Consider the following 14,027-nt stretch of genomic DNA (forward strand, 5'->3'; position numbering starts at 1 on the left):
GGAGCACACGATGGGATCCGGCATCTACTCTCTTGGCACCAGCGCGATGTTCGCAGCGCAGGCCATGCTCGACACGACGGCTCACAACATCAGCAACGCCAACACGCCCGGCTACTCGCGCCAGCAGGTGGAATTGGCCACGGAAGGCGGCCTCTACACAGGCTCGGGCTTCTTTGGGCGGGGCGTCCGCGTGGCAACCGTCACGCGCGCCACCAATGATTTTCTGGTGCGCGAGGCCAACATCAACACCGCCAGTTCGGCTGCAGACCAGACACGCCTCAACAAGCTGACGCAACTGGAGGAAGTGCTGCCAACCGGTGAAAACGGCCTGGGCTATGCCGCATCCCAAATGCTCAATGCGTTTGTAGATGTGTCCAACCAGCCTCAGGATGTCTCGGCACGCCAAGTGGTGCTGTCTCGCGCCAAGGAGTGGGTCAGCCGCGTGAACACGGCTGCGCAGCAAATTGAAGAATTGCAATCGGGCGTGCTGTCTGACATGGGCAGCTCCATCGACCAGATCAATGCCTACACCAAGCAAATTGCCTCGCTGAACCAGGACATCGCCAAGTACACGGGCATCGGCCACAGCGCCAATGACCTTCTGGACCAGCGAGATTTGCTCGTCAACAAGCTCAACAAGCTGGTACAGGTCAACACGATCGAAGCCGATGACGGCTCACTCAGCGTGTTCATGAGCAGTGGTCAGTTGCTGGTGCTGAGCAACCAGTCCGAGACACTGGGGCTCGTGCGTGACCCAACCGACTCATCCAAAGGCCGCGTGGCCCTCATCACCAACGGAACCTCCCGCATTTTGGACTCTAGCCAGATTGTGGGCGGGGCCCTGGAAGGCTTGTTGACCTTCCAGGACAACGACCTGACCCAAACACGCGCCAATCTGAATGCATTTGTCTCTCAGTTCGCGGATGCCGTCAACAAGCAGCAGTCACTGGGCATTGACCAAAATGGTGCTCAAGGCACCCCGATGTTCAACAACACCACCAGTGCGATTGACATCACGCTGGGACTGAGCGCGCCCAAAGGCATTGCCGCAGCATCGCCCTACGTGGCTGCGCTGGGTGCACGCGATCCGTTCACGTCTGTTGTGCAGAACAAAAACAAAGGAACGGCCGACATCTCGTCCATGACGATGCTGCATGCCAGCTTGCCATCCGGCGTCACACCGCCCGTCACGGTGCAGTTCTATGAGGACAGCAGTTACGCCAGCGGCTTGCGCTACGAAATTTATTCTGACGGGGCCTCAACGCCCTATTGGACAGCAGGCTGGACACCTGGTCAGCCCATCACGGACGGCGATCCGGACCCGGCTGTGGACACAGCCAGCTTCAAGATGCTGCTGACCGGCGTGCCCAAGGGTGAAGAACTGGCCACCGACGGCGTGTACTCTGGCGACAGCATCACCATCTCCAGCACCACGTTCCCAGCCAACAACAACGGCAATGCCCAGGCCATGCTGGCTCTGCGTGACAACACCAAAATGATCACGCTGGACGGCGGGTCCACCTACGCGTCGGTGACCGACACCTACTCGCAGATGATTGGTGACTTGGGCGTTCTGGTTCAGAGCGGCAAAACCGAAGCCAGCATCTCCAGCACGCTGGAGACCAGTGCCAACCAGACACTGGCCAGCACCTCAGGTGTGAACCTGGATGAAGAAGCCTCCCGACTCATCCAGTTTCAACAGGCCTATCAGGCCGCTGCCAAAGTTCTCCAGGTGGCGCAGAAAGTCTTCGAGACCCTGCTCAACACCACTGCCTGATCAGGAGCATGACCATGCGCGTCACCACATCCCTCAGTTATGAACAGTCGATTGTCAACCTGCAAAAACGCCAGCAAGAGCTGAGCAACTCGCAGGTGCAACTGACCTCAGGCAAGCGCGTCAACAAAGCCAGCGACGATCCGACTGCCGCGGCACGTGCCGAGCGCGCCCTGACCTCGATTGCACGGACCGAAGCCAACCAACGCGCCATCGATGCCAGCCGCAATGTGATGAACATTGCCGAATCGGCCATGGCCGATTCGATTGACCTGATGCAGTCAGCGCGTGAAACACTCGTGGCCATCGGTAACGGCAGCTACACCGACAGTGAGCGTTCGGCCCTGGCCAACAAGCTGGCAGAAATCCGCAAGCAACTCCTGAACGTGGCCAACCGGCCCGACGGTGGTGGGGGCTACGTGTTCGGCGGCCAAGGCTCGTCATCGCCCCCCTTTGTGGACACGCCGACCGGCGTGGAATTCCAAGGACAGAGTGGCGAGATCATGGCCTCGTCCGGTGAAGCCTTGACGCTCACCGTCGATGGTCGCAAGGCATGGCTGCAGGCCAAGTCTGGCAACGGCGTTTTCACCGCTGCGCCCGACAGCGGGAACAGCGGCAGTGCCTGGGTCACATCCGGTGCCGTGACCAATCCATCTCAGTTGCCGTACCCCAGCAGTGCCGCAACGCCCCCCAGCTACTCGGTGGTGTTCACCGTCTCTGGCTCCACCACGACCTACGACGTCCTGGACGACAGCGGTACCGCGCTCGTCAGCGGGCAACCCTACAAGGCAGGCAAGGCCATCGACATCCCTGGTTTGGGTATGTCGGTGACCATCAGTGGTGGGCCAGGCAACGGCGACAAGTTCACCGTGGGTCAGTCCGAGCCCGACTTGAGCATTTTCGACAGCCTCGACAAAGCCATCTCCACACTCAAAACGGCTGGCATCAACAATGGTCAGGTCATGCAGGCCGTCAACACAGGGGTGACCGAACTCGACAGCATCCTCGGCAACATGCAAGGCAGCCGCTCGGCCGTTGGCGAAACGCTCAACCGCATGGACGGCGTCGAAAGTCGCAACAGCGCCCTCAAACTGGCTGCAAAGACGGAAAAATCCAACGCTGAAGACCTCGATATGACCGAGGCCATTTCAGAATTCACGAATCGGCAAAGTGGTTACCAAGCGGCGTTACAAAGCTATGCTTCCATACAGAAGTTGTCGCTGTTCCAATATATTGGCTAACAGCAACTGCTGACCTGTTTACCACCCGGATTCCCCTTTCATGGATCACCCCATCCTTGGCCAGACTGCTCTGGCTTACAGCCCTGTCATTGACCGCAATCGTGCGGTGATTGCCACGCGGCTCACCGTTCTCCCCCTCGTTCCTGGTGCGCCGCTGGATGCTGGTGCCTTGCTGGACGCCATCAGCGAAGCCTGGCCCGTGGGCGGCACTCAGCTGTGGCTCAACGTCACCAGTGAAACGCTGCTGCACGACCTGATGGTTGCCCAGCCCGCCACCCACATCCTGATGGAAGTGCCCGCCTTCATGGCTGGTGATGCGGCCAACATCGCCCCGATCCAGACCCTGGCCGCCAACGGCAACACCTTGCTGCTCAAGGGGCGCCCGCTGCAGGAGCTGCCCAAAGAGGTGCTGCCCTGCTTCAAGCACTCCATCATCGACTTTGAAGACGACCGCCGCATTCACAGTGGCAGTGGTGCGCAAGCCCCGAGCACGGCCCCGGCCGGCACCGTGCGCACCATCAGCCACGTTCAGGCCGGTGTGACCAATGTGGCCGACATGGAAACCGCCTTCCGCAAGGGCGCGATGGCGGTGCTGGGCTGGCCCATTGACGACGTGATCCAGGAAGGCAGCAAGCCCGCGGATCAACCCGCCTTGCAAGTCATCGTGCAATTGATTGACCAGGTGCACCGCGGCGAAGACATCGAAGTGCTGGAGAACACCCTCAAGCGTGATCCCCCTCTGGCTTTCAAGTTGATGCGCTACATCAACTCGCCGGCCTTCGGTCTGTCCGTTGAAATCAGCTCCTTCCGCCACGCGATCATGATCTTGGGCTACCAGCGCTTGAAGCGGTGGCTGGCTCTGCTGCTGGCCACCGCCAGCAAAGACCCCAACATGCGCCCCGTCATGTTCGCCGCCGTGCGTCGTGGCCTGCTGATGGAAGAATTGGCTCGCATCAGCGGCGACGACGAAATGCGCAACGAGCTCTTCATCTGTGGCGTGTTCTCGCTGCTCGACCGGATGTTCCGACAGCCCTTCAACGTGCTGCTCAAGACCATCCCGGTGCCGGAGCGGGTGTACCAGGCACTGGCAGACGAAAGCGGCCCCTACGAGCCTTACTTCCAACTGGTGAAAGCCGTGGAAGGCAACAACGTCTTCGACATCAAGGATGCCGCCGAGCGCCTGATGATCGATTTCAAGGACATCAACTCCTGCCTGCTCAAGGCCATGGCCAACGCGGCCCAACTGGAGTGAACCCTGGTCGCAGCTAAGATGCAGCATGCCTGCATCTGCGACCGACACACCCTACGCCGACCTCACACCCGACCTCGCACTCGACATCATCGAGTCTTTGGGGCAAAGGGTGGACGGTCGGCTCCTGCAACTGAACTCGTACGAAAACCGAGTCTTTCAGGTGGGGCTGGAGGACGGCGGCTTTGTCGTCGCCAAGTTTTACCGCCCAGGCCGCTGGCGTGACGAGCAAATTCTCGAAGAACACGCGTTCGCCCAAGAACTCGTCGAAGGCGAAGTACCCGCCGTCCCGCCGCTGACGCTCACTGCTGTAGACCACCCTCGCCTGCCCACGCCCAGCCACATCCTGGGTCCGCATCAGACCTTGGGATGCGCGAGTGGGCATCGTGTGTCCATCAGCCCCCGCCGTGGCGGCCGTGCCCCCGAACTTGAAGACCCGGACGTGCTCAGTTGGCTGGGGCGCTTTCTGGCCCGGCTTCACGTTGTCGGCGCCAAACGCCCCTTTGCGCACCGCCTGCGACTGGACGCCCACACCATGGGGCGAGCGCCCCGCCAATGGCTGCTGGAGCAAGACATCATCCCCATTGAGCAGCGGCCCCATTGGTCAGCGATTTCCGATCAAGCCATTGATCTGGCCCAGGCAGCGTTTGAGCGAGTGGATGACCTGCGATACCGCCGACTCCATGGCGATTGCCACCCTGGAAACGTCCTTTGGACACCCGACGGCCCCCACTTTGTGGATCTGGACGACGCCTGCATGGGTCCTGCTGTGCAAGATTTCTGGATGCTGCTGAGCGGAGAGTCCCGTGAGCGCCAGCAACAATTGAATGCGCTTCTGGACGGGTACGAGTCCGTGACCGAGTTTGACTGGCGCGAACTCAAACTGATCGAACCCTTGCGCACGCTCAGGCTCATTCACCACAGTGCCTGGCTGGCGCGCCGCTGGAACGACCCAGCCTTTCCCGCGGCCTTCCCCTGGTTCGCCAGCCCCAGTTACTGGCAACAACAGACCGATCTGTTGCGACAACAAATCGATCTGATGCAAAACATGGACACCGATCGCCCCATGTGGATGGACTGATCCGTCGCAGCGGCGTCTTGTGTGAAAAGATTCCGCCATGCTTTTTGTGGGATACCCCTCACCCGAGGGGTGTCATAGTAAGGTTCCGACTATCCAAAGAGGATCCCTTGCATGGCCACTTCGACCGCTTCTTCTGAGAACCGCAGTGATTGGGTGATGGAAATCTCCATCGGCTTGGGCATTCTCATTCTGGGCGTCGGGGCATGGCTGTTCAACACCTACGCCAAGCCTCAGGCGAGCAACCGACCTGTCCCGATCTGGTTGGGGATCAGCAAGGTCATGGCGCAGATGACCGATGGGCGGATGTTGAGTGTCAAAGTCAACCTGCAGCTCAAGAACAAAGACGATCAGAGCATTCTGGAACCGCACGCCACAGCACTGAAAGCCGTGGTGGAACAGGTGGCTGCCGACATGAACGAAGACGAGATCACCGGCCCGGACGCCATGGTGAACTTAGGCGAAGCCATTGAGAGTGGCGTCAATGACTATTTGAGGGAGCAGCGCCTCAAAACACGCATCAAACATGTGATGTTTGATGAAATGGTCCTGATGCCCTGAGGCGGGCATCGGCTGCCTAATTTAGAGGCACCCTAGCCTCTTCCTTAGGGGAACGCACGGTTCCCCCAAGTTTGCCAACATACTTATCCACAGGAAACGGGGATAAGTCAGCGCTTGGGCTCGGTGCTCAACCAGAGTTGCGACTGCAGACGTTGCACAAACAGGCCCGTGTTGAAGCCAACCCGGTTGGCCAGTTCCGTCAAACGCCCCACATGGTTGGGAATGGACTGCCCGACCAAATCGCGCATTTCCTGCAGACGGCCATACCAGCGTGCGTTAGACAACAACAACATTGCACAAGCTTTCTGCTCGGGCGTCACGCCTTCGACGTGCTGCCAAGCGGCAGGGTCGAACCGACCGTGCTGAGCCACGCAGAAATTCAGGAGTTGTTGTTCGGTGTAGCGGTTCATGGACCTGCTCACAAAATGGACATACCCCTCTAACGCGCGACGTCGAAGCTTGGATGACAAAACTTTTCAAAAACCTTTCAACGCCACGCCCCCTTGCCTGAGCGGGTATCCCCTAACTGGGGGATGCACCAATGTCACACATTCATCCTGCGCGCTCAAATGACGGCTCATCGCAACATATTCCACGCAACGTCACATCTTTATCGGCTGCCATCAAGCCCGACAAAAGAACGTTGCATGAATTGCATCAGACCGCCTCATGCACAACGGGATCACGATCACTGCCAACCGCTCTGGACGTCTGCTCTGGCTGTCCATGTCTGCCTTGGTGGCAGCGCTGAGCGTGTATGGCTATCGCCTGTTTCAAGCCGACCAGCCGTCTGACGTCGCTCAGCAGCCCGCCCCCTCCACTGGCATCATTCAAGCTCTCCCAGCCCCTTCGCTGAAAGGGACGGTCCCCGACGGGGCGCTGCATGACGGCAACGGCGAGCTGATTGTCAGCCCCGACCTGCTGCGCCGCTATGATTATTGGCTCACGACCTTTGGCGAGAAGCCCCTGGCGGCCATCAAAGCAGACATCCTGAAGGACCTGAGCAAAGAGCTCAATGGCGCGGCTCTCGCCCGCGCATCGAAGCTGCTGGACGCTTACCTGGCGTTCAAGACCGAACTGGCTCGGTTGACACCCGTTGCATCCGGCACCACCGACGCCGAAGCCCTGGGGCATCAACTGCGTGCCATCCGCGAGGTGCGTGCCCGCCACTTCTCCAGCGTCGAAATTGCCCAGCTCTTCGGACAGGACGATGCCCGGGACGACGATGCGCTGGCCCGACTGCGCATCGCTCAGGACCGCAACCTGAGCCCCACAGACAAGGAAAACAAGTTGCGCGAGCTGACCGCGCAGCTTCCCCCGGACATGCAGGCCAATCGCAATGAACCTGTCCTGCATTTGACCGTGAGCCAGGCCGTTGCCGAAGCTCGCGAACGCGGAGCCTCTGCTCAAGAGGTGCAGGCCATCCGCACTCGCCTGGTTGGGGCCGACGCCGCCCAACGCCTGGCAAAACTGGATGAAGAAGAAGCCGCATGGCAAGCACGCGTTCAGCAATACCTGAACCTGCGCAAAGCCAACGAAGCGGCAGCAGAAGCCTACAAAGAAGCGAATTTCAGAGAGAACGAAAAATTGCGCCTGACGGCGTATCAATAAATGGAGACCTTCATGAAGACACGCTTTGCTTCCTTCCTGATCGCAGCCGCTGCCACATTCGTGGGTCTGCTGCCTGCAGCCAATGTTCAAGCGGCTGGCTACACCCAAACCAAGTACCCCATCGTGCTGGTTCACGGCCTGTTTGGCTGGGACACCATCGCAGGCACTGTCGACTACTGGTACAAAATTCCCGACGCCCTGCGTGCCGATGGCGCCAAGGTGTACGTGACCCAGGTGTCTGCCGCCAACTCAACCGAAGTTCGTGGCGAGCAACTGCTGTCACAAGTCAAGCAGATTCTGGCCATCACCGGCGCATCCAAAGTGAACCTCGTGGGCCACAGCCATGGCGGCCCCACCGCACGTTATGTGGCTGGCGTGGCACCTGCGCTGGTGGCTTCGGTGACCAGCGTCGGGGGCGTGAACCGTGGTTCCGACTTCGCTGATGCCGTTCGTGGTGTTCTGCCCGATGGCAGCCCATTGACCGCTGCAGCCAAAACTTTGGTTGACTCCACCCTGGTGGCACTGATCCAAACGCTGTCGGGTAACGGTCAACTGCCGGCCAATGCGGAAGCCGCGCTGGTGTCCTTGACCACTGCTGGCTCCAATGCTTTCAACAAGAAGTTCCCTGCCGGCATCCCGACCACTGCTTGTGGTGAAGGTGCTTACGTTGTGAATGGCGTGCGCTACTACTCGTGGGGTGGTAACAAGCAATTCACCAACTTGCTGGATGTGGGTGATGCCGCCCTGGGCCTGACCGGCGCCTTCTTCAATGGCAAGGCCAACGATGGTCTGGTGTCCAGCTGCTCGATGAACTTGGGTCAGGTCATCCGCACCGACTACAAGATGAACCACTTGGATGAAGTGAACCAGTTCTTCGGTCTGGTCAACATCTTCGAGACCAGCCCGGTCGAGGTCTATCGTCAGCAGGCCAACCGCCTGAAGAACGCCGGTCTGTAATTCAACGGTCACACAAAACCAGGGCGCGGGCGCAAGGCCTGCGCCCTTTTTCATTTCCGAGCGTCGCTCAGTAGGCGTAAGCCATGCGCACCACTTTGCGTGCGGTTTCGCGCAGAGATGCTTCTTGCTGCGCCAACACCGAATCGGTCGCGCTGACCACGGCCTCGGGCACACCAGCCTCACCTGCGCTGCGCACCGCATCGCGTGAAGCGTTCAGCGCATCCAGCCCCAGGCTGAACAGCTGAGAGTTCATCGTGTTGAGGGCTCGTGCGAACGCACGCTCGTGCGTCTGCAGCGAGTTGGGAGAACCTCGCTCAAGTTGTGAGCAGTAGGCCGACGCGGCATTGAGTGGCGCCAGGCCCAGCCCCAACATGAGGTTCAAACCGGCTTGCGGGTTGTTCATGATGGAATAGAGAGCAATGAATGGCGCGCAGTATAGGGAAAACCCGAAGACCTTGCATCTCTGTCCGACTTCCCTTTAGCGCATCTGCCAATTTGTGCGCATTTCCGAGCCCCCTGCTCGGCTCATCAGCGCCGCTGAGGCAAGCCCCATGCCCCCACCGCAACGGCCAGTGCCACCAGGGAGACGGCCGCCGCCATCGCGTCCCACGTCGGTTGGCCAAAGTGCAGCAATTGACGCACGGGAGCCGCCAACACGCCCAGACACAAGGTGGTCAAGGTGATGCCGCTCACCACCCAAAATGCGCCAAAGCCAGGCCCCAGCAAGGCACGCCAGCCCAACCCCGTGGAGGCATTGGTGCCCACCAGCAGCAGGTTACCCAAGGTCAGGCTCACGATCGCCAGTGTGCGGGCCACGTCTTCTGGCATGGATTGATGCAGGGCCACGCCGTAAATGGCCAGCGTCGCGGCCAACAGCAGACCGCCCTGCCACAAGCCTTGCAGCAACATGGGCCAGCCGACGATGCTGTCATCCCCCTTGCGTGGCGGGCGCTGCATGCTGCTCGGGTCTTCGGGGGCGCCCTCAAAGGCCAGTGAACAAACGGGGTCGATCACCATTTCGGTCAGTACCACGTGTACCGGCAGCATGAGTGGCGGCAAGCCCATCAACACCGGCAACAGGGCCAGCCCAGCGATGGGCACATGAATGGCGGTGATGTAAGTCATCACCTTGCGCAGGTTGTCGAAAATGCGCCGGCCCATGCGCACGCCGCCCACGATGCGGCCAAAGTCTTCGTCCAGCAACACCAATCCGGCGGCTTCGCGGGCCACATCAGTCCCCCGTGCGCCCATGGCAATGCCAATATGAGCGGCCTTGAGGGCTGGTGCGTCATTGACACCGTCGCCCGTCATGGCGACGACCTCGCCCCGTGACTGGAAGGCCTGCACCAAGCGCAGCTTTTGTTCCGGCATCACCCGCGCAAAAACGCGCACCTGCCCCACAGCCAAGGCCAGGTCTGCATCGTCCATCTGCGCCAGCTGTTCACCGCTGAGCGCCCCGTGGGTGATGTCGATGCCGGCCTGGCGGGCAATGGCCAGCGCCGTGGCTGCGTGGTCCCCGGTGATCATGGCCACCTGAATCCCGGCCTGGCGAGCCTCGGCCACCGCCACGGGCACGCTGGCGCGCAAGGGGTCTTCAAAGGCCAGAAAACCCTGCGCGACGAAGTCGTAGTCGTGCTGACCGCCTTGTACCGCGCCATCACGCGACACCCCCTCGGCCACCGCCAGCACCCGAAAACCTTGTTCAGCCAAGGCATGCGCCTGTTGCATGAAGGCCTGTGTGGCCTCGGGGGGGAAGTGGCACAAATCGGCAATGGCCTCGGGCGCACCTTTGGCCGCTACACGGCAGCGCCCATCCGACATGGTCCAGGCATGAGACATGGCCAACAAAGCCGGACTGAGCGGGTATTCACGCTGCAGTTGCCAGTCGGGGTGCAGGTGTTCGGACTCGGCCAAGGCCCGGTCGCCGGCCGCCAGCACGGCGCGATCCATCGGGTCCACGCTGCCACGCCGGGACGCCAACATGGCCGTCTCCAGCAAGCGGTGCGCAAACTCGGGCAAGTCCGCCTCGTTCAGTTCGGCTTGCTCGCCCGAGGCACACACCAGACGACTCAGGCGCATGCGGTTTTCGGTCAACGTGCCCGTCTTGTCAACGCACAGTACGGTGGCCGCCCCCAAGGCCTCGATCACAGCCGGACGTTTGGCCAAGACTTGAATGCGAGCCAATCGCCAAGCCCCCATGGCCAAGAACACCGCCAGCGCCATCGGAAATTCTTCGGGCAGCATGGCCATGCCCAGCGCGATCCCTGACAGCGTGCCCTGCACCCACTGCCCCCGCAGCAGGCCGTACCACAGCACCAGCGACACGCTGAACACCAGGGCCATCAAGCCAAACACGCGCACCAGTTTGCGCAGGTGCTGCTCCAGCGGTGTGGGGGCTATTTCGATGGTGGCCAGCGAGGCACCAATTTGCCCCACACGCGTGGCCCGCCCAATTTGCAGCACCTCTGCCAAGCCGTGCCCGTCCACCACCAGCGTGCTGGCGTACACAAAGGGGCTGTCGTCGCCGCCGGGCGGCTGGGTGTCGGCAGGCGCTGGACCGTCCAGGTGCGCTTTGCGCACCGGTACCGACTCGCCGGTCAGCAGGGACTCATCCACCGACATGCTGCTGGCTTGACGCAAAACGGCGTCGGCCGCCACGCGCTCACCTTCGGCCAGCCAGAACCAGTCGCCTGGCACCAACTCGCGCGCGGGAATGCGCAAGGTCTGCCCCTGTCGCAGCACCCTCACTTGTGGCGCCGCCAGCTCCCGCAAGGCGTCCAGCGCACGCTCGCTGCGGCGTTCTTGAAAGATCACCAAGCCCACAGTGACCACGGCAAAGAACGCCAACAGCAAGCCTTCGCCCAGGTCACCAATGACCAGATAGATGGCCGCGGCCACGATCAGCAGCAGAAACATCGGCTCGGTCGCCACACTCTGGATCGTGCGCCAGAAGCCGTGCGTTTCGCGGTCGGCCATGTCGTTGAAACCATGTGTCGCGCGCCGCTGCGCCACGGTTTGATCGTCCAGTCCGGTCGGGGTGGAAGGCATGTTGAGGTCGCTCACATCAATCTCGGCGGGGCAGTCGACACCAGCACATTGTGCGGCAAGCCCCCCCCCTGTGCCTGAACCTTAAGACTGCGCTAAGGATGTGTGGCCATCATCCACATCAAGGAGGTGCACGATGATGCCCACACCACACTGGATGACCAGCCTGGCCTTGGCCCTGGGCATGCTGCCCGCCAGCCAGGCCGGGGCGCAAGCCAGCCGACCGGCGGATCTGCTTGCTGCGTACAGCCAGGAGGCTGGTCGCCCGGCCAACGCAGAGCAAGGGCGCCGCTTTTTCACCAGCACACATGGGGGCGAGTGGTCCTGCGCCTCATGCCACCAAAACACACCCAGCACCCCTGGGCGCCACGCGGCCACGGGCAAAACCATCGCGCCACTGGCGCCGGCCTTCAATCCTGAGCGATTCACCCAGGCCAGCAAGGTGGAAAAGTGGTTTCGTCGCAATTGCCGAGATGTGTTATCCCGCGAATGCAGCTCATCCGAAAAGGCCGACGTTCTGGCTTGGCTGATCACCCTTCGCCCCTGACTTTCATTGATGGGAGACGCCTCATGCCCCTCACCCTGCCCCTGCGCCCGCTACGCTGGGCCGCCCTGCTCGCCATCAGCCTGTCCGCCCCCGCTTGGGCAGACGGCGACGAGCACCGACTCGCCCGCGTGCCACTGCTGCCCGCCTATCAACAAGAGTGCAGTGCCTGCCATCTGGCTTATCCCCCGGGTCTGTTGCCCGCCGCGTCATGGCGCCGTGTGATGCGCGAGCTGCCTCAACACTTTGGCAGCGATGCCTCACTGGACGCCCAGACGGTGGCACAACTCACTCAATGGCTCGAAGCCAACGCACGCCCCGCACGCCGCACGCAAGACGGCCCTGCACCCAACCGGATCACCCAATCGGCCTGGTTTGTCCATGAACACGACGAACTGCCTGCCGGGATCTGGCGCCGCAAGGCCATTGGCAGCCCCGCCAACTGCATGGCCTGCCACCCACAAGCTGATCAAGGACGCTTCCATGAACACGACATCCGAATGCCTCGCTGACACGACGGGCAACCGCCCGACCGCTGCCTCACAAGCCCCTGCGCCCACACGCCGCACAGTCGATGCGCCGACGCGCACCTTCCACTGGTTGCTCGCTCTGAGTTTTGCCGGTGCCTATGCCACGGCCGAATCCGAGTCCTTTCGCCTGCTTCACACAACGCTGGGCTACACCATGGCCGGCCTGATCGTGGCGCGGGTCGTGTGGGGGCTGATCGGACCGCGGCCGGCACGTCTGAGCAGCTGGGGTGCACGCCTGCGCCCGTTGTGGACCCTGCGCCCCAACAATCTGCTGTCACGCATCACGTCCCTGCGCCCTTCGCTCAACATGCTGGCGGTGGTGGGCATCCTGCTCATGGCCACGGGCGGAGTATTGAGCGGCATCGCCATGGATCAAGAATGGTTCAACGCTGCCTTCATGGAAGACGCGCTGGAGGAGCTTCACGAGTTTGCTGGCAACGGCACCCTGATGCTGGTGATCACACACCTCGGCTTGTTGGTGATGGGGTTCAAGCGACAAGGCACGACGCAGGTGATGTCCATGGTCAGCGGTCGCATGCCCGGGAAGGGGCCTGATCTGGTGCACCACAACCGGGTGTGGCTGGGTGCATTGATCTTGATGTGCGTACTGGCCTTCTGGGCCTGGCAGTGGCAAACCCGTCCTGCGCCCACCGACCATCCCATCACGCACGCCACACATGCCCAGCACGGCCATCACACCGATGACGATGACTGACGTAAACTGAAACGCTCCCTTTTGAGCGCCCACACACATCGACCGGTGCCCCATGCGCATCCTGCTGATCGAAGACGACCCCCTGCTCGGCGACGGCTTGCAAGCGGGTCTGCGCGCCTCGGGCTTTCAGGTGGACTGGGTGCGAGATGGCGTGGCCGCCGAACATGAACTGGTGCAACAAGCCCACGCGGCAGCCGTTCTGGACTTGGGGCTGCCCCGCAAAGATGGGCTGGATGTGCTGGCCAGCGTCCGCCAGAAAGGCATCCACACCCCGATTCTGGTGCTGACCGCACGCGATGCCGTGCCCGACCGCGTTCGGGGCCTCGACATCGGCGCGGACGACTATGTCGTCAAGCCGGTGGACCTGCATGAGCTGGCTGCTCGGTTGCGGGCCATCGTTCGACGGGCTCATGGGCAACCGCAAGACCTGCTGCTCGCCCAAGGCATCGAACTCAACCCTGCCGCACGCACCGTCCGCACGGCAGCAGGCGACGTGAGCCTGAACACTCGCGAGTTCGACCTGCTTCACGCCTTGATGCTCAATGCCGGCCGCGTGCTGTCGCGCGAGCAACTGGAACAGCACCTCTACAGCTGGGGGCAAGAGGTCGAGAGCAACGCCATCGAGGTCCACATCCATCACCTGCGCCGCAAACTGGGCCCCGAGGTGATTCAGACCGTACGCGGCGTGGGCTACCGCATCCCCAAGGCCGGAAGCTGAATCC

Annotated in this window: 14 protein-coding genes; 11 read left to right on the forward strand and 3 right to left on the reverse strand. The window is 61.7% G+C overall.

Annotated elements, in window-relative coordinates:
* Positions 1-10: 10 nt before the first annotated feature.
* The 5 genes from flgK to ACMV18_RS13015 all read left to right on the forward strand — a co-directional run bounded on the left by flgK (position 11) and on the right by ACMV18_RS13015 (position 5,903).
* Complete coding sequence (gene flgK, locus ACMV18_RS12995; protein WP_420818193.1) at positions 11-1,777, forward strand: flagellar hook-associated protein FlgK; 1,767 nt, start codon at positions 11-13, stop codon at positions 1,775-1,777.
* Between the two features lie 14 nt (positions 1,778-1,791).
* On the forward strand, positions 1,792-3,015 hold the full coding sequence (gene flgL / locus ACMV18_RS13000) for a flagellar hook-associated protein FlgL (protein WP_420818194.1): 1,224 nt from the start codon (positions 1,792-1,794) through the stop codon (positions 3,013-3,015).
* A 40-nt stretch (positions 3,016-3,055) separates the two neighbouring features.
* Positions 3,056-4,267 (forward strand): EAL and HDOD domain-containing protein, encoded by a 1,212-nt coding sequence (locus ACMV18_RS13005; RefSeq protein ID WP_374256806.1) that lies wholly within the window; start codon positions 3,056-3,058, stop codon positions 4,265-4,267.
* A gap of 25 nt (positions 4,268-4,292) precedes the next feature.
* Positions 4,293-5,345 carry a serine/threonine protein kinase gene (locus ACMV18_RS13010; protein WP_420818195.1) on the forward strand — a complete coding sequence of 351 codons (1,053 nt, stop codon included), beginning with the start codon at positions 4,293-4,295 and terminating at the stop codon, positions 5,343-5,345.
* Between the two features lie 111 nt (positions 5,346-5,456).
* Positions 5,457-5,903 carry a flagellar basal body-associated FliL family protein gene (locus tag ACMV18_RS13015; RefSeq protein ID WP_420818196.1) on the forward strand — a complete coding sequence of 149 codons (447 nt, stop codon included), beginning with the start codon at positions 5,457-5,459 and terminating at the stop codon, positions 5,901-5,903.
* A gap of 107 nt (positions 5,904-6,010) precedes the next feature.
* Here ACMV18_RS13015 and ACMV18_RS13020 read toward each other — a convergent pair whose 3' ends face one another.
* Complete coding sequence (locus ACMV18_RS13020; protein ID WP_374256812.1) at positions 6,011-6,313, reverse strand: hypothetical protein; 303 nt, start codon at positions 6,311-6,313, stop codon at positions 6,011-6,013.
* Between the two features lie 259 nt (positions 6,314-6,572).
* On the opposite strand from ACMV18_RS13020, the gene ACMV18_RS13025 reads away from it, so the two are divergent.
* Both ACMV18_RS13025 and ACMV18_RS13030 read left to right on the forward strand, forming a co-directional pair.
* Positions 6,573-7,514: a lipase secretion chaperone gene (locus ACMV18_RS13025; protein ID WP_420818197.1), complete on the forward strand. Its 942-nt coding sequence runs from the start codon at positions 6,573-6,575 to the stop codon at positions 7,512-7,514.
* A gap of 12 nt (positions 7,515-7,526) precedes the next feature.
* Complete coding sequence (locus ACMV18_RS13030) at positions 7,527-8,471, forward strand: esterase/lipase family protein (RefSeq protein WP_420818198.1); 945 nt, start codon at positions 7,527-7,529, stop codon at positions 8,469-8,471.
* A gap of 67 nt (positions 8,472-8,538) precedes the next feature.
* Here ACMV18_RS13030 and ACMV18_RS13035 read toward each other — a convergent pair whose 3' ends face one another.
* Together ACMV18_RS13035 and ACMV18_RS13040 are read right to left on the reverse strand one after the other, a co-directional pair.
* The gene (locus ACMV18_RS13035) at positions 8,539-8,874 is read right to left on the reverse strand and encodes a hypothetical protein (protein ID WP_374256817.1); all 336 of its coding nucleotides are present in this window, start codon (positions 8,872-8,874) and stop codon (positions 8,539-8,541) included.
* Positions 8,875-8,999: 125 nt separating this feature from the next.
* Positions 9,000-11,519, reverse strand: a complete 2,520-nt coding sequence (locus tag ACMV18_RS13040) for a cation-translocating P-type ATPase (protein ID WP_420818199.1) — start codon at positions 11,517-11,519, stop codon at positions 9,000-9,002.
* 136 nt (positions 11,520-11,655) lie between these two features.
* Between ACMV18_RS13040 and ACMV18_RS13045 the strand changes: the two genes are divergently transcribed.
* Genes ACMV18_RS13045 through ACMV18_RS13060 form a run of 4 tightly spaced genes read left to right on the forward strand, consistent with a single transcriptional unit; the run spans position 11,656 to position 14,023 of the window.
* Entirely contained in the window at positions 11,656-12,063 is a 408-nt protein-coding gene (locus tag ACMV18_RS13045) for a DUF1924 domain-containing protein (protein ID WP_420818221.1), read from the forward strand.
* 23 nt (positions 12,064-12,086) lie between these two features.
* The gene (locus tag ACMV18_RS13050) at positions 12,087-12,572 is read left to right on the forward strand and encodes a diheme cytochrome c (protein WP_420818200.1); all 486 of its coding nucleotides are present in this window, start codon (positions 12,087-12,089) and stop codon (positions 12,570-12,572) included.
* Complete coding sequence (locus ACMV18_RS13055) at positions 12,544-13,305, forward strand: cytochrome b/b6 domain-containing protein (protein WP_420818201.1); 762 nt, start codon at positions 12,544-12,546, stop codon at positions 13,303-13,305. Before ACMV18_RS13050 ends, ACMV18_RS13055 begins: the two co-directional genes overlap by 29 nt.
* A gap of 52 nt (positions 13,306-13,357) precedes the next feature.
* Positions 13,358-14,023, forward strand: coding sequence for a winged helix-turn-helix domain-containing protein (locus ACMV18_RS13060; protein WP_420818202.1), 666 nt, complete (start codon positions 13,358-13,360; stop codon positions 14,021-14,023).
* Positions 14,024-14,027: the final 4 nt, after the last annotated feature.

The organism is Aquabacterium sp., assembly GCF_048860245.1.
GTDB lineage: Bacteria > Pseudomonadota > Gammaproteobacteria > Burkholderiales > Burkholderiaceae_C > Aquabacterium.

Bases quoted from the DNA above. Each gene is read 5' to 3' on its own strand.
- flgK (WP_420818193.1), top strand. From the start codon at position 11: ATGGGATCCGGCATCTACTCTCTTGGCACCAGCGCGATGTTCGCAGCG.
- flgL (WP_420818194.1), top strand. From the start codon at position 1,792: ATGCGCGTCACCACATCCCTCAGTTATGAACAGTCGATTGTCAACCTG.
- ACMV18_RS13005 (WP_374256806.1), top strand. From the start codon at position 3,056: ATGGATCACCCCATCCTTGGCCAGACTGCTCTGGCTTACAGCCCTGTC.
- ACMV18_RS13010 (WP_420818195.1), top strand. From the start codon at position 4,293: ATGCCTGCATCTGCGACCGACACACCCTACGCCGACCTCACACCCGAC.
- ACMV18_RS13015 (WP_420818196.1), top strand. From the start codon at position 5,457: ATGGCCACTTCGACCGCTTCTTCTGAGAACCGCAGTGATTGGGTGATG.
- ACMV18_RS13020 (WP_374256812.1), bottom strand. From the start codon at position 6,313: ATGAACCGCTACACCGAACAACAACTCCTGAATTTCTGCGTGGCTCAG.
- ACMV18_RS13025 (WP_420818197.1), top strand. From the start codon at position 6,573: ATGCACAACGGGATCACGATCACTGCCAACCGCTCTGGACGTCTGCTC.
- ACMV18_RS13030 (WP_420818198.1), top strand. From the start codon at position 7,527: ATGAAGACACGCTTTGCTTCCTTCCTGATCGCAGCCGCTGCCACATTC.
- ACMV18_RS13035 (WP_374256817.1), bottom strand. From the start codon at position 8,874: ATGAACAACCCGCAAGCCGGTTTGAACCTCATGTTGGGGCTGGGCCTG.
- ACMV18_RS13040 (WP_420818199.1), bottom strand. From the start codon at position 11,519: ATGCCTTCCACCCCGACCGGACTGGACGATCAAACCGTGGCGCAGCGG.
- ACMV18_RS13045 (WP_420818221.1), top strand. From the start codon at position 11,656: ATGCCCACACCACACTGGATGACCAGCCTGGCCTTGGCCCTGGGCATG.
- ACMV18_RS13050 (WP_420818200.1), top strand. From the start codon at position 12,087: ATGCCCCTCACCCTGCCCCTGCGCCCGCTACGCTGGGCCGCCCTGCTC.
- ACMV18_RS13055 (WP_420818201.1), top strand. From the start codon at position 12,544: ATGAACACGACATCCGAATGCCTCGCTGACACGACGGGCAACCGCCCG.
- ACMV18_RS13060 (WP_420818202.1), top strand. From the start codon at position 13,358: ATGCGCATCCTGCTGATCGAAGACGACCCCCTGCTCGGCGACGGCTTG.